Raw genomic sequence first — 16,986 nt, 5'->3', positions numbered from 1 at the left:
GAAACTAAAAATGAATAAAAACATTAATTCAGACGTGGAGGATAAAGCAAAAAGAAGATCTGTCAAAATTCAAAAAAGCACTATTTATAATAAAAATGAGATCGTCTTTATCAGTACTTTTCCTCCAAAGGTATGCGGAATTGCCACTTATACACAGGATTTAATTAAATCCTTTCAGTCCAAATTCGGAGAATCGTTCGGTGCAATTATCTGTCCGGTGGAAACAGAAGAGGAAAGCTATAAGTACGAAGAAAATATTGAGTATAGCTTAAATACTTCCGATGCGGTTTCTTATCTGGAATTGGCTACACAGATCAATAAAAATGATAATATCCGACTTGTAATGCTTCAGCATGAGTTTGGCTTTTTTAATGAAACCAGAAATGGACTGCATCTTTTTCTCAGAAACTTAAAAAAAGATCTTATCATCACTTTTCATACTGTTTTACCAAAACCTGATAAAGAATTAAAGGAAAAAGTAAAAGATATCGCTGATTTTTCAAAATCTATAATTGTGATGACAAGTATTTCTGCAGACATCTTATCAAACGATTATGATATTCCCTTAGATAAAATCACGGTGATTCCACACGGAACACATCTTCTGCCTTTCACAGACAAAATTGCATTGAAAGAAAAATATGGACTTAAGGACAAAAAAGTTCTTTCAACATTCGGATTATTAGGTTCCGGAAAAAATATTGAAACAACTCTAAAAGCTTTACCGGAAATTATTGATAACAATCCTGAAACTATTTTTTTAATTCTTGGAAAAACACATCCTGGAATTATCAAAAGTGAAGGTGAAAAGTATCGTGAATTTTTGGAAAGTATTATCAGTAAACTTCACTTGGAAAACCACATCCGTTTTATTAATGAATATTTGCCTTTGGGTGAATTACTAGAGTATTTACAGCTTACCGATATCTATCTTTTTACTTCAAAAGACAGGAATCAGGCGGTTAGCGGTACTTTTTCTTATGCTATCAGTTGCGGATGTCCTATTGTTTCTACCCCGATTCCACACGCTTTGGAAGTTTTAAAAGAAGATACCGGAATTATCATTGATTTCGAAGCTCCCGAACAATTGTCTGCTGCCGTAAACACCTTATTGGAAAATGAAAATAAGCGGGAAAAATTACGCTCAAAATCATTAGAAAAAATGGCTCCGACAGCTTGGGAAAATTCTTCTATTTTACATGCCCATTTATTTCAGAAATTTAGAAATGACAAAATAGAACTCAATTATACTTTACCGAAAATCAACCTCGATCATATCGAAAATATGACAACTAATTTCGGAATGATTCAGTTTTCTAAAATCAGCAAACCGGATATCGATTCAGGATATACTCTGGATGACAATGCGCGTGCAATGATCGCTATTTGCAGACATTATGAAATGAGCAAAGACAAATCAAATCTGGAATTAATTTCAATTTATTTAAAATTCATCAAATTTTGCCAGCATAATGACGGAAGTTTCCTGAATTATGTAGATGAACATCAGAAATTTACCAACCAAAACTATGAAACCAATCTTGAAGATTCCAACGGAAGAGCAATTTGGGCTTTGGGTTATTTGATTTCATTAAAAGAGATTTTGCCGCAGGAATTTTCTGAAACAGCGGAGAAAATCATTCAGAAAAATCTTATCTGGGCAGAAAAAATTCATTCTACAAGAGCTATGGCTTTTATTATAAAAGGATTGTATTATCAAAATTCAGAAAAAAATATTCCATTATTAAAAGAATTAGCGAATCGTCTTGTAAAAATGTATCAACATGAAAAGCATGATGACTGGCATTGGTTTGAAAGCTATCTTACTTACGGAAACAGCTTATTACCGGAAGCTTTGCTGTGCGCTTGGATCGTAACTAAAGATGAGGTTCACAAACAAATTGCCGAAGAATCCTTCCATTTTCTGCTGTCCAAAATTGTGATTGATGGCAATATAAAAGTGATCTCTAATAAAGGCTGGCTGCAAAAAGAAAACACAGGAAACACAGCACCAATTGGTGGAGAACAGCCTATTGATGTTGCTTATACCATTTTAGCATTATCTGCATTTTACAAGGCTTTTAATGATGAAAAATATTTACAGATGATGCAGAATTCTTTCAATTGGTTTTTAGGAAAAAATCACTTAAATCAAATTATTTATAATCCGGTAACCGGAGGTTGTTATGATGGGCTTGAGGAAAAAAATGTAAACCTTAATCAGGGTGCAGAATCTACAGTCAGTTATCTGATGGCAAGACTTTGTTTTGATAAATAACTGATATTCAATTTCAATTAATTAAACTTATATATAAAAAGGCAGAAGATATTTTTTACTTCTGCCTTTTATTATTTTAATGTTTTAACTGATTTCTATGCTGGATTATTTCTATCCTTTTCCAATTCCCAAACACGGTGACTGGCTACAGCTTTAATGAAGGCATCATCAGAATTATTATTGTCTGAGGTAATAATTGCCGGATCTTCGTGTTTTTTACTTTTAACGTTGCTTGCATTATAAATTTCATCAGTTTCTTTTCCGAAGTAGATTGCTTTACAGTGTTTATAAGCCTCATTTACAAACAAAAGTGTTCCCGGTTTGTTATCTTCATTCAACAAGGTTTCTGCAGACTTTTTACCACTGGAAATATACAGAGCATCGAAGCAGACACTTGCTGTACTTGTAAGAGAATGTTTCGGCTCAAAAGTCGTTCCGTCATCCGCTTTTACAGGCGCAAGACTTCCCGCAATGACCTGTACTACAGCTCCTTCTTTTTCAAGTTTCGATTTCAGAGTATTTACGTCTTTTGCATTTACACCATTTTCCATAATAAAACCAATGACACGGCTTTTTATGGTGTCTTTCACCGTATTTTTCATACTTAAAGCTTCAGAACTTTTAGTTGAAGGTTCTTTTTCAGGGCTTTGCAATGTTTTTGGATCGGCATCTGCAGGAATACTTCCGTTAGGTTGTTTTAGTTTAGTAACATCAACCCCCACTTTTTTAGCAACCAATGCCGCTAAATCTTTATTGATAAAAGCTAACTGTCCAACAACTCTTTCACGGATTGCAGGAATCGTTACTTTTGACAATTCAAAAATAAGTGCATTTTGAAGGTGTGTTTTTTCAGGTTCCGATTGGCTGTTGTAAAATAATTTTGCCTGAGAATAATGATCCACAAAACTTTGGCTTCTCGCTCTGATTTTTTGTCCATCCACTCTTTCTTCCTGTGAAGTAAAACCACCGTCTTTCATCATCGCCTGAAACGGACAGCCGCCACCAATTGTATTAGGTTCATAGCTTACTTTTCCTTTTACGATCTGTTGTCGCATATGTCCGTCTCGCTGGTTGTTATGAGCGGTATTGATGGATTTGTTAATTGGTATTTCATGGAAATTCGGTGATCCCAATCTTGATAATTGGGTATCTGTATAAGAAAACAGTCTCCCTTGTAAAAGCGGATCATTTGTAAAATCAATACCTGGAACCAAATGTCCCGGATGGAAAGCAATCTGTTCCGTTTCTGCAAAAAAGTTATCCGGATTTCTGTTAAGCGTTAAAGTTCCGACCAATTCTACAGGTACTTCTTCTTCGGGAATCAGTTTTGTAGGATCGAGTAAATCAAAATCAAATTTGTGCTCATCTTCTTCAGGAATAATTTGTACACCAAAATCCCATTCCGGAAAAGCACCGTTTTCAATAGCTTCCCAAAGATCTCTTCTGTGAAAATCCGAATCTTTTCCCGAAATTTTAGTGGCTTCATCCCAAGCTACGGAATGAACGCCCAATTTTGGCTTAAAATGAAATTTTACAAAGTGCATTTTCCCTTCCTCATTAATGAATTTAAAGGTATGAACACCAAATCCTTCCATCATTCTGTAACTTCTCGGAATTGCCCTGTCACTCATCGCCCACATTATCATATGCATACTTTCCGGCATTAGTGAAATAAAATCCCAAAATGTATCGTGTGCAGATGCAGCCTGTGGAATGGCATTATCCGGTTCAGGTTTTACAGCGTGAACCAGATCAGGAAACTTCATCGCATCCTGAATGAAAAATACAGGAATATTATTTCCTACAAGATCATAATTTCCTTCTTCTGTGTAGAATTTAATAGCAAAACCTCGTACATCTCTCGCAAGATCTGTACTTCCTGCACTTCCTGCAACGGTAGAAAAACGCACAAAAACAGGCGTCTCTTTTCCTTCTTCTGATAAGAATTTTGCTTTGGTATATTTTGCCAGACTTTTATTGATCCTAAAAGTCCCGTGTGCGCCTGAACCACGTGCGTGTACGATTCTTTCCGGAATTCTTTCGTGATCGAAATGAGTAATTTTTTCTCTCAGAATAAAATCCTCCAGTAAACTTGGTCCCCTTTCTCCTGATTTCAGTGAGTCCTGATTGTTGTTAATTTTTAATCCCTGATTAGTAGTTAAAGCCTGTTCGTTATTTTCCGTGGTAGAATGAGTTAGCTGTTCTAATTTTGGGTTAGAAGATTCTTTCATAATTATATTTATTTAGTGTATTGGTAATTATCCAATAATTAAGCCAAATTATTCTTTTATTTCAGATATATTATTGATATTGTAAATAAAAATCAAATTAAGGGCATAGTTATTGATTATTTAATAATATAAACTACAATATATTATTATGCTTGATAAAATTAATTATCTGAATAATGTAGTATGAATTACAAATCGTTAATAATAAGATGAATAGAATGAATTTCGATGATGTCGGAATTTATTTTTTATATTCAATTCAAAACTTGTTCGATCGTTTTTTCGATTGGGCCTTTATTGTATGGGGCAGAAATTTTTAGAAAGAATTAAAATCGTGTTTAAAGTTTAAAATCAACTGAAATAAATAGAAATGCAAACAAATAAAAATAATTTTTTCTATAGGAATGGATTAAGCCTTGTTGTATTGGGTTTATTTACTTTATTTCTTTTTTGTCAGCTGATAACCGGTTGGCATGTTAAAAATAATGAGCTTTCGGAAGTTAAATTACCATCTTTAACACTGATTCAATATATTTTAAGTCCACATTTTATGCAGGCAACTTTTGAAAATTGGGAAAGTGAATTCTTGCAAATGTGTATGTATGTTTTATTAACCGTATCTTTAAGGCAAAAAGGTTCAGCCGAATCAAAATCCCTGACTGAAAAAGAAGATGTAGATAAAGAACCGGAGGCTCATAAAAATGCGCCTTGGCCTGTTAAAAAAGGAGGTTTTATATTGTCTGTTTATAAACATTCTCTTTCTGTTTCATTAGGAATTTTATTTCTTTTGAGTTTTACATTTCATTTTATAGGAAGTTTAAACAATTATAACGAAGAACAGATTCAGAAACATTTGGCAAAATTAGACTGGAAGGACTATATTGTTAATTCCCAATTTTGGTTTGAATCTTTTCAGAACTGGCAAAGCGAATTTCTTGCCGTAGCATCTCTGGTCATACTTTCAATATGGTTCAGAGAAAAAGGATCTCCTCAATCAAAACCTGTGGATGCTCCTTATGACGAAAATTAGAAATAGTATTATGGTCATGAAAATCAATGTGTAACAAAGAAATATGAAGAATATTTCTATTTATTTTTTTTAAGATTAAAATTAATAAAGTTTTTAAAATGATTAATTATGGAAACGATCCGTCTATATAAATTTAAGGATTCAATCAGTAGGAAAATGCAATTTTTGAATAAAGAGTCTAATTTGGATGATTTAAGTGATTCAACGCAAACGAAATTCCTGGATGTGGAAATTGTCACAGAATATGTCATCAATATTTCCAATGACTTTATCTACGAAAATGTATCATACAGAGAACTGATACAATTGTGCAGTTCTGCAAAACAAACTATCGAACATTATTTCGTTAAGACCAATAACGATTTCGATTTGATATAAAATGAATTAAAAAAGAGTAGGAGATTTTACTTTAATAGTAATAATCAACTACTCCTTTAGAATACTGAATCTGAAATGTCATTTGGTTTTGACAAAAGCAGAGAGTGACTTGGTGTCAATGTTTGCCGTAAAATCTTGAGGTGTTAAATTCTTGAATCCTAAAATATTCCGAAATGAAAGTCGGACCTTTGGATAGAATCCTGAGTACTGAAACATGAATGCGAAATATTAAATGAAGAAAAATATGCTAAATTTTATTAAATCAGTAAACCGGAATTTGAGGGAATTTGTATCAATTTTCACTTAAATCAGATGATGCTGTCACTGAGTTTTTATGCAAATGTTTTCTCAGTTTTCTGATTGGAAGATAAGTAAATAAAACCGATAGCAAACCAGCAAGAACGCCGACCACGACAGCCATTGCAGTCGCATTAAGTCTATAATATTTCGAAAAATTGAATTGGGCAAGAATTAAGACAGACAATACCAATAAACCGGTAATAGCTCCATGTAAAATACTCAGTTTAGTCATCAGTTTTTTTTGATTGAGATTATCATCTATTTTAAATTCTATAGCTCCCTGTTCAGCTGCATCACTTACCCTTTTGATGATGTCGATCGTAAGAACAACGGGAAGAAATATCGCCATTGGAAGGGTAAGCCGGGCAAGATTCTGTGTTCCTTCGAAAAAATGGGTATAGCCCAATTCCTTAAAACTGGCATAAGCAATAATAAAATTAAAAAATACGTTCGGAAGGACGTAATAGATCGTCCGCTTTATTAAAAAGCGGTGGAGTGTGGTTTTTTTAATAGGTTTAGGCTGAGCTTTTTTTATTTTAAATTTCATGAAATCAACAGCTCAATAGCTTTATTTTTAATTTTAACAGCTTCTTCTTTCGGAAGAAAATTTTCATTAGACATAAACGTAAAATCCATTTCCTGATTATAAGTCGTTGTTACCAAAGTGTTGGAATTCAACCATGGAAAAGCAACCGTCGGACTGAAAATGGTCTCCACCTTAAAATTCTTATAATCGCTCGGAATATCAATTTTACCCATGTTGGATAAAGTAATATCATGCCCTCCTTTGCTTGATTTTAACATTAAAATCATACGTTCTACCACAGGATGCATGTTTTCACCCATCCACAGCAATTCTCTGGCTTGCGTTTTTTCTATCTTTTCTACCAAATCTTTTTTAATATGTTTGGCATGAGCCATCACATCCTGATTTCCTTTTTTTAATGAAAGTTCAACCGTCGGAGCAAATGCAAAGATATGATCTTGTTTAATTTCAGGGATAAAATGACGAACATCGACAGGACTGATCACTTTTCCTTTCGACTGATTGCCTTGTATTTCTTTAAAAGCCTGCATGAATGCCGAACACAGTAAAGCATGTACAGAAATGCCGTTTGCTTTACACTTTTCAGCTATTTTTTTGGATACCACTGCATCCAGTTTCCGGTGAATGGCGTAGTTTTTCCCAAGATTTCTGTTCTTACTTTTCCCCTGAAATAAAAAGAATAATTTTGCCATCATTAAATAAAATCTGGCTTTTCGTTTATTTTTCTTCAAGTTAAAACCTGCAGGAAGAAAATCATCAACCGAATTGAATGCCTGATAAGAATTTAATTCAATTGAAGCATCGTCCAATAGAGAAAGAAGTTCACGCATCAAAGTCACACCCGTTGTTCCGTCACAGATGCAGTGAGGCATTACCCAAAGAATTTCGGAAATAGTTGAACCTTTTACCCAAACCAATTGAGCCAGCGGTTTTTTCTCATCCTCAAATATGTGATACCATTCATTTGCGGATTCTGACAGCCAGTCTTCATTTGTTTTTCGTTCAACAATGCGAATCGGAATGGGTGCAATTTCTTTTTCTTCTATAAAAAAAGGATATTTTTCGTTTTTGCTATCAATCGAAGATCTTAATAGAAAATGTTTCTGCTGAATTTTTTGTAAAGCAATCTTAAAATTTTCCTCTGAAATCTCGCCATTAATTTTTACTGTAAATACACAATTTACAGGTGTTTTAGAATCAACATACATGATTCTTTCTACCATCATTAGTTTTCGCCTGCTCATCATGATACTGCCGAAGATTTTAATTGTTGTTTTATGGTCCTAATCATTTCACTACGAATCGCCAATGCTTCAATATAAGGCAAATAACCTTCGCTTCCCATGAAAGAAAAATCCATTTCTCCCCGGAAAGTTGAGGTAACCATTGTCGTTGTATTTCCCAAAGGTCCGATCACGGACGGACTGAAAATGCCTTCCAACGTGAATTCCCTGTATTCATGAGGAATCTGAATTCGCCCTAAGTTGGAGAACATACAATCGTTGGAAGATTTGCTGTTCTTCAATAATTTCGTGAAATTTTTCAGGGCATCATGTGCAGACTCCATAACCATCATGGTGATATACGGATTGAGCTTGGCTGTTTTTTTATCGACAGTTTCCTGCATCAGCTTTAGATTTTCCTCAAACCCCAATTTTTTATTTAACGAAACAACAATCATCAGTCCAAATGCAAAAATATGATCGTCCTTGATCTGGTTCGCAAAACGTCTGATATCAACCGGACAGGAAACTTTATTGAAAGCTTTTTCTCCTTTTACTTTTTTAAATGCCTGAAGTAAAGAGGCGCTTAGAAAGGTATTAACCGTTACTTCCTGAGATTTACAATAAGAAATTAATGCTTTACTTGTCTCTTTATCGAATTTCCAGTGAATTAAATAATCGTTTTGTCGGTCAGTCGGTTTTTTATTAACAGGAATACATTTAATGGCTGTTGCTGCCAATCGACCAATTACTTTTGCCTTAATTTTTTGTCCGAGACTGTTAAGAATTTCAAACGGAACAACATCCTGAATTCCTAAGATCGGATTTTCAACTCCAATTTCTGCCGATGGATTATCTAGTAATTTTAAAAATTCATATAGCAATGCCATTGCAGAGCCACCATCACATAAACAATGGTGAAATACAAACATCATGTCTGAAATTTCTTCTCCTTTGATCCAGACAAACCGGATGAGGGGCTGTTCTTTGTAATTGAACATTTTATACCACTCATTTTTAGATTCTTGCAACCAGTCGTTTTCTTCTTTTTTAGCTAAAATTCGAATCGGAATTTTTACTTTTTCTGAAACCTCAAACCAGGGAATATTCTTTTCGTCATGTTTGATAACCGCCTTTAACCACGGATGTTTCACCTGAAGCTGATTCAAAGCATGCTGAATACCTTTCAGGACAAATGTACCCTTCAACCTGAAAGGAATCACTGTGTTAAAAGGTTCTGTTCCGTCGCCCAATAACATGCGTTCACCAAATAACAGTCTTCTTTTCATAGGCTTAAACCGGAGCTAATGTTGATTGTTCTACAAAATTTTCCAATAATTCTACCGCGCGGTCGTTTCCACCTGCGTTGATTAAACTCGATTGAACTTCCTTTGCAGCATTTCTGTATGCCGGATTTTCCAATAATTCAAAAATAGTTTGTCGAAGCGCTTCAACACGCAATCTTTTATATCTGATGCTGATTCCGCAACCCGCTTTTTCAATAAGTTTGGCGATATGAAAATGGTCGTAAGCAATTGGAGTGATCAACATAGGTAAACCATTCGTGAAAGTATCATTAACGGTATTAAAACCGCCATGACAAATCACCGCATCCATGTGAGGCATTAACGCAGATTGAGGCACAAAACTACTCACAATAAAGTTTGAAGGCCATTCTTTAAAAATTTCCGGTGGAGTAGCGGCAATTACGGTTACAGGCTGATCTGCAAACGCTGCAATTACTTTTTCAAAAAACGATTTTCTGATGTCTACCAATAATGTTCCCAACGAAACAAATATTTTTGGAGTTGTGGATGCATTTAATTTATCCCAGTCAAAAGGTGCAGGGTTTGGCCTTCCTTTTACGGGACCTACAAATTTCATATGAGATGGGACTTCCTCAAAATCTGCAAATTTTTGAGAAGTAAAAATCAAATTCAAATGATGAGAATGAATGAAAATTCCGTCATCCTCAATTCCGACTTCTTGTTGAAGTTCTTTGATTAAATTTTGCTGCCATTCAAATATTTTCGGTGCACTGTTTTCTGTATCGCCCATTACATCGGGTGGTACAGGAGTTGTCGTTACACAAGGAATATTATTTTTGTGGGCAAAAAGCGCTCCTCCGAAAGTGATACAGTCATTGATGATCACATCAGGTTGCCAGTCTTTTGTAAGAGTTTCCAATCCGGGAATCATCATTTTAGCAAAAGGAACATAGGTTTCTTCCAACGCCAGTTTCATTACTTCAGGACCTGAACAGGCGGGACCATCATCCTGTCTTTTTAAAATTCTTGCAATTTCATCCTGATACGGAACTAAATCTTGTTCAGGGTAAAAATAACTTCCTCCTTCCGGAATATGTTTGTTGTCTAAAGGCGTAATTCCGAACCACTTTACTTCATGGCCACGGGCAATCAAACTCGCTCCAACGCTCAATGTCGGACTGATATGTCCAAAAAATGGGGGAACAACAAATAAAAATTTAGACTTCGGTTTTTCCATAGTTGATTTTGTGATGGCGTTTTCCAGTAAATTGGCTGCAGTGGCGCTTCCTCCGGCTTCGATGAAAGATTCGCGGACAGTTTCGGCAGCATTTTTATAGTCAGGATTCGTTAAAATATTTTGTACGGCTTCGTTTAAATGATGCGCTTTAAATCTGTTGAAATTAAGACGTTCACCTGCTCCGGTGCGCACTACACGTCCTGCAACATGCGACTGGTCGTACGCAATCGGAATCACCACCAACGGCAAACCGTTTGATAAAGCTTCAGAAACCGTATTGTGACCGCCGTGAGAAACAACGCCGTCAAGATGAGGCAGCAAATCCAATTGTGGAACTTGTTGATACACCATAAAATTTTCCGGCCACTGCTCGAAAAGTGCAGGATCTGAAACTACAACAACCGTTAAATTTTCATCTTTAAAGGCATCAACTACCTTTTGAAAAAATGCTTTTTTATGATCGTGATCGAAAGTCGTTCCGATACTTACTAAAATCTTTTTCCTTGAATTGCTATTGAATTTTTCCCAATCAAATTCAGAAGAGACACGGCGTTCCGTAAGAACAGGACCTGTAAATTGGTAGTTAGAAGTCAAATCCATTTCGCCAAAGAAATATTGTGAAGTTAAGACTAACGTCAATAAATCCGAACAATCCAACGCACGGTTTTCATCAACACCTAATTCCTGCTGTAAAGCGACGATTTGCTTTTCTTCCCACTCATGAACTTTCGGAAGCTCGCTCATTATTTTTATGGCAGCCGGAGCTGTTACTGTCGTAGCATAAGGCAGACCTAATTTTTTCGCCGCAATAGAAGCTGCAAATAACTGATGATCGCCGATCACCAAATCGGGTTGATATTCTTTTAACAAAGGGATAACTCCGTTATAGCAATGTCTGTTTAAAGGAATTAAAACATCTTCATAAAGAAATTTGATGCTGTCGATTCCGTAGACAACTTTTTTAGAAATAATATCGAGATAGTTTTCGCTTTCTCTTTTTTCATCATCCGTCTGGTCATATTGAATCAATAATAATTCTCCGCCATCCGGAAGTTTATTTTTTAAATTTTGGTCAAGACTTATCCATGCAACCTGATGTCCTCTTTCCAGAAGAGTAGAACCAATGCTTAATGTTGGGTTGACATGACCAGTTAAAGGTGGAACTATAAATACAAATTTAGCCATGGTTTTGAGATAAGGTTTTTAATGATTTTGATAAAAATTGAGCGATGGTTTCCGCAATCAAAACAGGTTCCTGAATTGGGATGTTGTGATCTCCGGGAATTAATTCCAAATCAGCTTTTCCGATTTGTTCATTCAGCCATTCTCCCGTCGGTCTGCAATTGGAATCTGCACCGTACATCAATAATGTAGAAGGTTTTAATTCAGAAAAATCAACTTCACTCAGAAAATACTTTTCCTTAATCATATCCGCTTTGATGCTGGTCTGATTAAATAAAAACTCATACATGCGATGGTTTTTTTCCATCTGTCTTTTGCCCATCTGTACTTTTGTGGTGTCGGTAAAATTGGCTACATAATGTTCCAGAAACTCTTTGCTGTATTCATCAATAATATTTCTGGCTTTTTCGTCCTGCGGATCGGGAGCTTCGATAACAACTAATTGATCGATGCGGTTTGAAGCTTTTAAAGCTGTTTTTAAAGCAATTAACCCTCCAAAACTATAGCCGACAAGATGCGCTTTTTCGATTTCCAAAACATCCATCAACGCCAACACATCGGAAGACATATTTTCTAAATCGTAACCGTCTGTAAAACGCTCGCTCATGCCGTGACTTTTCAAATCGTACATCATCACATGAAAATGTTTTGCCAGAATCGGAGCAATATTAAAATAATAAATGGAAAGGTTGCTGAACATACCGTGGATCAGCACCACAGTTTGTTCAGCCCCTTTGTTGAGTTCCTGAATATGAACCTTTTTATCGTTTACAGAGATTATTGGCATTCGTAGATGTAATTGATAATCATACTTAAATCAAGGTCGATCAACTGATCCAGATCCATTGAAGACAACCATCCTGTAAAATCGATCTGCTCGCCAAAATGTGCTTTAATTTTCTCGGAAAAAGAAACGATTTCGATGCTGTCCATTTCCAAATCTTTTGTAAAAGAACTTTCAGGCGTAATGTCCATTTCCTCTACAAATTCTTCACCGATTACTTCTGTGATAAAACCTTTTAAAAGAGTGAATAATTCTTCGTGATTTAATTTTGCTGTTGTGTTTATAGTGTCCATCCTATGATATAATTTTTATGTTTAATAGTTTTGATTTCTGTTTGATTGATCCATAGAGAATCATCTGTAATTTTCTCGACTTCGAAATTTTTCGGGTTTCCTTTCAGTCCTGTTCCGACGAATTTTCCGTAGGCTTCTTTGGCTACCCAGAATTTGGTGGTCCATTCTGCCTGATTTTTGTCTTTTAATAAGGCTAATTCGTTATCTGTAAAAACCAAATCGTAGAATCCTGAGCTTCGTTCTTCAATGATTTCCATATCAATTCCGACTGATTTTCCGCTTTTTGCAATTCCGACGGCATCTTTTCCTTTATGGGCCAAAGAAATGTGAATGTTTTCCGTAGAATCGCCGATCAGATAAGGTTTTCCGTACTCATCTTTACCAATTTCAAAAGTGATGGGAAAGCAAGGGTGATTTTTTTCTTTTTTAAGAAGGTTTCTTACCGCATCTTTCACCGCAACACGACTTACCATATAGCTTTTCCTCTTGTTCGGAAGCAATGTTTGATGATGCTGTTTTTCGGTTTGATTGAAATATCTTTTCAGAATAAAATCCCAAGATGCAACCCTCGAGTACGCCTGACGGAAGAAAAATACATCAGGAGCAATTTCCTCTGAAAGACGGTTGTGCAAAGGTGACATTGAAACATTCCACAACGCGGCATCGATTTCCAGACGGCGGTTTTGCCAGCCTGAAATTTTGCACCAGACTTTTCCGTTTTTGGTTAAAAGAATATCTCCGATTGCAAATTCATCATTCATTTCAGTCAGGCTGCAGGTACATTCGAAAATGCCGTCCTGATCGTGTAGATCTCCGAAAAATTCAATGTCTTTAATTTTTACCGGGAAGGCAATTCTGTCTTTTATTAAGGTTAATTGCAGCCAAAGTCCGAATAACTGTCCTGCATTATCTAATAGGGAACCTTTTCCGCCGTTTCCTTTGATTTTTCCGATAATTCCTTTCGTTCCAACCTTTGAAACTTCCATAATTCCCTGATATTTTTCACCGTGGAACATGTGCATTTCGTAGATTTCTTCGGGAGTTCTTTCGATGGGTAACATTTCTCCGATGGAAAGATTAAAGGTAGGATTCGATCTTGCTGTTGAGGTTAATAAAACTTCAGCGTTTGCAAAATTTTCAATATCCAAATAAGCATGATTGGTCGATTTCCATTCTCCTTTTACGGTTTTTTCGAAAGGTTTTGCCACATTCATCCATTGAAAAACGCTTACATTCATGATTTTATGAATCTGGCTTCCTTCAATTTCCTGTTGTGTGATTTCCGCCAGTTGCTCAAAAATCATCGTCATTGGGATCACAGGTTCCATATCGGCAACTTCCGCCCAGCCTTTTGGTTGTCTTAATAAACTGTGGTCGATAAGGTAAGGGTGGGTTTCCAACGTCACGTACAATGTTTTCTCAAAATTCTTGCTTATCGGAGCCTGAACTTTTGGTAAAACCACATTCGGAATTGAAACTTTCGGACGGTTTTGGAATAAGGTTAAAACCTCTTCCTGCATACGAATCATATCCGAAATATTATCCTGAAATGCCTGAACAAGAGGATGTCCTGATTTTGCTACCGTTGCAGAAATTTTTTCTTTTGGTGTGTCAATAGATTTCGCTAAAGCCTTAACTTCTTTAAAATCGCGGATGATCGGCGAACCTAATTCCAGTTTCATTCCTTTTCCTGATGATTTTTTTGATGAGGTCTGAATATCTAAAAAGTCTAATGCAACCGCTTTTCCTTCAACGAATAATGCGGCAACCACACGTTGAAACTGAGCTAGTGCAGAGCGCGTGGCAACGCTGGAAGCAATCGTACTGAATGTTTTTCCTTTTAAGGTGTCATCAATAAAACCGATTAATCCACCGGTTCCGACCTGAATGAAAAATCTTGCGCCTTCTTCGTATAGTTTATCCGTCAGTTCACGGAAACGAACAGGCTCAACAAGATGTTCCGCACTCAGTTTCCTGATAGCGTCCTGATCCGATGGATAAGGTTCCAAGGTTGTTGCAGACCACAACGGAATTTTCGTTTGCTGAAACTGTGCTTTTTCCATTCCTGCCAGAATCACATCTAGTTTATCAGCGATAAATGGTGAATGAAAACCTGATTGGAATGGCAATATCTGATGAAATATCTGTTTTGATTTTAATACAGGAACCAATTCATCCAACGCCGAATTACTTCCGCAAAGAATCACCTGATTCGGGCAATTGTCATTGGAAATATAAACGTTCGGAATTTCTTCAATTATGGGTTTTATGGTTTCAATTCCGGCTCCGATGGCAATGAATTTTGAATCCTTTAATTCAAAAGTTTTGGGATTTAAGACATCAATTAAAGCTTTTACAGAATTTACTTCCGCCAGTTCAGAAGAGTAGCCCGCAAGCCATTCTCCCAAACTGTGACCTGCATTCATATCAGGAATAATTCCCAGTCTTTTTAATGAATTATCGAGAATACTGCAGTTATTGAAAATGTTTAAAGCATCATTTAACAATCCTTCACCTTCCGTTTCAATCGGGGCATTGATATTAAAATAACGACTTACACTTTCCACTTCGCCTTTCGCAAGACCATCCAATCCTGGAAATACAAAAGCTACTTTTTCTCCATTCTGTAATAGAGGAGCGTTGGTGTACCAAATATCCTGTTTGTTGCGCCACGGATTGTTTTTAGCAACAATCTTAATGACTTTTTCAATTCTTACAGGAGTCGGATCGAACATTGCAATACGATAATTTCCTTCTCCTAAAGTAGTGTCATTATTTTGTAAAGCAGATAATAACTCTTCATGCGTTGGTCTGGCTAAGATGAGAACTTTATCTTTTTTAGGCATATCATAACCTTCCAGCACAACATGTGCATTGATTCCTCCGAATCCGAACGCATTGACAGCAGCCACTTTTGGTAACCCAGTTTTTGTCCAGTTTTTAGCTTCCTGTACAGGTTCGAATCTTGTATTCTGCATATCCGAAGTCGGATTTTCGCAGTATAAAGTCGGTGGCAACGTGTCATTGTGAAGCGCGAGACAGGTTTTTATCAACCCTGCAATTCCTGCAGCGGGCATGGCGTGACCGATATTCGATTTTACAGACCCGATTCCTGCGATTTTAGCATCTTCTTCTTTTCCAAAAAACTGAGCTAATGTCTGAAGTTCAGTTTTATCTCCAAGTGGAGTACCGGTTCCGTGAGCTTCAAGATAACCGATTTGGTTTTCGTCTAAATCTGCATTTGCCCAGGCTTGTTGTAAAGCCTTTAACTGACCTTTCACAGAAGGACTCATGACGCTTGTTCCATTTCCATCGCTGCTTACACCGATTCCTTTGATAACTGCGTAGATTTTATCCTGATCACGAATGGCATCTTCCAGTCTTTTTAAGACAACAAAACCGCAACCTTCGCCAATTAATAAACCATCTGCATCATTGCTGAAAGGCTTAATTTTTTGTTGATGGGATAAAGCTCCTAACTGTGCAAAAATACTCCAGAAAGCAGCGTTTTGTCCGGTGTGAACACCTCCGGCAATCATCATGTCAGATCTTCCTCTTTGAAGTTCCTGAACAGCATGGTCTACCGCAATTAAAGCACTTGCACAAGCGGCATCAACTGTAAAAGCGGCACCTCCCAAATTGAATCTGTTGGCAACCAAAGATGCAACAAGATTAGGGATTAATCCCATTGCGGTATCGGCTGCGAAACGTCCTTTTCTTTCCTGAAAAGCATGCTTTACCTTTTCAATATCTGCGGAAGAAACTTCGGGTAATAATTCCTTTAATAAAGAAGAAATTTGCTCTCCTGTTCTTACAATTTCGATGGCACGGGTTGCGCCGGGTCCGGTATAGTTTCCTTTTCCAATGATGATTCCTGTTTTTTCGAGCGAAATATTTTTCTTAAATATTCCGGCATCGTCTAAAGCTTTCTGAACTAAATCCAGGGTTAATAAATGATCGGGTTCAGTTCCTTCAACTGCCAATGGTAAAATTCCGAAAGCTGTAGGATCGAATTCATAATCAGAGATAAATCCACCACGTTGACAGTAAAAACGGTCAACCGGATTTGTGTTATTACTAAAATGAACAGGATCAATACGATCTGCAGGAGCTAATTGGGTAGAATCTACTTTATTGACAATATTCTGCCAGAAAGTGTTGGCATCCTGTGCCCCCGGAAAGACACAAGACAGACCAATTACAGCAACATCTGTTTTTTTCATACTTATCTTCTA

Annotated in this window: 11 protein-coding genes; 3 read left to right on the top strand and 8 right to left on the bottom strand. The window is 36.4% G+C overall.

Features of this window, described 5'->3' with window-relative positions:
- The first annotated feature begins 10 nt into the window (after positions 1–10).
- Entirely contained in the window at positions 11–2,278 is a 2,268-nt protein-coding gene (locus tag ABD745_RS13730; RefSeq protein ID WP_344830882.1) for a glycosyltransferase, read from the top strand.
- A 95-nt stretch (positions 2,279–2,373) separates the two neighbouring features.
- Here ABD745_RS13730 and ABD745_RS13725 read toward each other — a convergent pair whose 3' ends face one another.
- Positions 2,374–4,509 carry a catalase gene (locus ABD745_RS13725; protein ID WP_344830880.1) on the bottom strand — a complete coding sequence of 712 codons (2,136 nt, stop codon included), beginning with the start codon at positions 4,507–4,509 and terminating at the stop codon, positions 2,374–2,376.
- Positions 4,510–4,879: 370 nt separating this feature from the next.
- On the opposite strand from ABD745_RS13725, the gene ABD745_RS13720 reads away from it, so the two are divergent.
- On the top strand, positions 4,880–5,539 hold the full coding sequence (locus ABD745_RS13720) for a DUF6766 family protein (protein WP_344830878.1): 660 nt from the start codon (positions 4,880–4,882) through the stop codon (positions 5,537–5,539).
- A 108-nt stretch (positions 5,540–5,647) separates the two neighbouring features.
- Positions 5,648–5,917 carry a heme oxygenase gene (locus tag ABD745_RS13715; protein ID WP_344830876.1) on the top strand — a complete coding sequence of 90 codons (270 nt, stop codon included), beginning with the start codon at positions 5,648–5,650 and terminating at the stop codon, positions 5,915–5,917.
- Positions 5,918–6,209: 292 nt separating this feature from the next.
- Here the strand turns inward: ABD745_RS13715 and ABD745_RS13710 are convergent, their stop codons facing one another.
- Genes ABD745_RS13710 through ABD745_RS13680 form a run of 7 tightly spaced genes read right to left on the bottom strand, consistent with a single transcriptional unit; the run spans position 6,210 to position 16,974 of the window.
- Positions 6,210–6,764, bottom strand: a complete 555-nt coding sequence (locus ABD745_RS13710; protein ID WP_344830873.1) for a hypothetical protein — start codon at positions 6,762–6,764, stop codon at positions 6,210–6,212.
- Positions 6,761–7,990: a condensation domain-containing protein gene (locus ABD745_RS13705; protein ID WP_344830870.1), complete on the bottom strand. Its 1,230-nt coding sequence runs from the start codon at positions 7,988–7,990 to the stop codon at positions 6,761–6,763. Before ABD745_RS13705 ends, ABD745_RS13710 begins: the two co-directional genes overlap by 4 nt.
- 17 nt (positions 7,991–8,007) lie before the next feature.
- On the bottom strand, positions 8,008–9,276 hold the full coding sequence (locus ABD745_RS13700) for a condensation domain-containing protein (protein WP_344830867.1): 1,269 nt from the start codon (positions 9,274–9,276) through the stop codon (positions 8,008–8,010).
- A 4-nt stretch (positions 9,277–9,280) separates the two neighbouring features.
- Complete coding sequence (locus tag ABD745_RS13695; RefSeq protein ID WP_344830864.1) at positions 9,281–11,677, bottom strand: glycosyltransferase; 2,397 nt, start codon at positions 11,675–11,677, stop codon at positions 9,281–9,283.
- Positions 11,670–12,461 (bottom strand): alpha/beta fold hydrolase, encoded by a 792-nt coding sequence (locus tag ABD745_RS13690; RefSeq protein WP_344830861.1) that lies wholly within the window; start codon positions 12,459–12,461, stop codon positions 11,670–11,672. Before ABD745_RS13690 ends, ABD745_RS13695 begins: the two co-directional genes overlap by 8 nt.
- Positions 12,452–12,751 carry a phosphopantetheine-binding protein gene (locus ABD745_RS13685; protein WP_047400786.1) on the bottom strand — a complete coding sequence of 100 codons (300 nt, stop codon included), beginning with the start codon at positions 12,749–12,751 and terminating at the stop codon, positions 12,452–12,454. The genes ABD745_RS13690 and ABD745_RS13685 overlap by 10 nt, the downstream gene beginning before the upstream one ends.
- The gene (locus tag ABD745_RS13680; RefSeq protein ID WP_344830859.1) at positions 12,739–16,974 is read right to left on the bottom strand and encodes a type I polyketide synthase; all 4,236 of its coding nucleotides are present in this window, start codon (positions 16,972–16,974) and stop codon (positions 12,739–12,741) included. The genes ABD745_RS13685 and ABD745_RS13680 overlap by 13 nt, the downstream gene beginning before the upstream one ends.
- Positions 16,975–16,986: the final 12 nt, after the last annotated feature.

The organism is Chryseobacterium ginsenosidimutans, from assembly GCF_039536845.1.
Classification (GTDB): Bacteria; Bacteroidota; Bacteroidia; order Flavobacteriales; family Weeksellaceae; genus Chryseobacterium; species Chryseobacterium ginsenosidimutans_B.
Note: the sequence above shows the minus strand (reverse complement) of the source record. Positions and strands in the feature narration are given on the sequence as shown.

Bases quoted from the DNA above. Each gene is read 5' to 3' on its own strand.
- ABD745_RS13730 (WP_344830882.1), top strand. From the start codon at position 11: ATGAATAAAAACATTAATTCAGACGTGGAGGATAAAGCAAAAAGAAGA.
- ABD745_RS13725 (WP_344830880.1), bottom strand. From the start codon at position 4,509: ATGAAAGAATCTTCTAACCCAAAATTAGAACAGCTAACTCATTCTACC.
- ABD745_RS13720 (WP_344830878.1), top strand. From the start codon at position 4,880: ATGCAAACAAATAAAAATAATTTTTTCTATAGGAATGGATTAAGCCTT.
- ABD745_RS13715 (WP_344830876.1), top strand. From the start codon at position 5,648: ATGGAAACGATCCGTCTATATAAATTTAAGGATTCAATCAGTAGGAAA.
- ABD745_RS13710 (WP_344830873.1), bottom strand. From the start codon at position 6,764: ATGAAATTTAAAATAAAAAAAGCTCAGCCTAAACCTATTAAAAAAACC.
- ABD745_RS13705 (WP_344830870.1), bottom strand. From the start codon at position 7,990: ATGATGGTAGAAAGAATCATGTATGTTGATTCTAAAACACCTGTAAAT.
- ABD745_RS13700 (WP_344830867.1), bottom strand. From the start codon at position 9,276: ATGAAAAGAAGACTGTTATTTGGTGAACGCATGTTATTGGGCGACGGA.
- ABD745_RS13695 (WP_344830864.1), bottom strand. From the start codon at position 11,677: ATGGCTAAATTTGTATTTATAGTTCCACCTTTAACTGGTCATGTCAAC.
- ABD745_RS13690 (WP_344830861.1), bottom strand. From the start codon at position 12,461: ATGCCAATAATCTCTGTAAACGATAAAAAGGTTCATATTCAGGAACTC.
- ABD745_RS13685 (WP_047400786.1), bottom strand. From the start codon at position 12,751: ATGGACACTATAAACACAACAGCAAAATTAAATCACGAAGAATTATTC.
- ABD745_RS13680 (WP_344830859.1), bottom strand. From the start codon at position 16,974: ATGAAAAAAACAGATGTTGCTGTAATTGGTCTGTCTTGTGTCTTTCCG.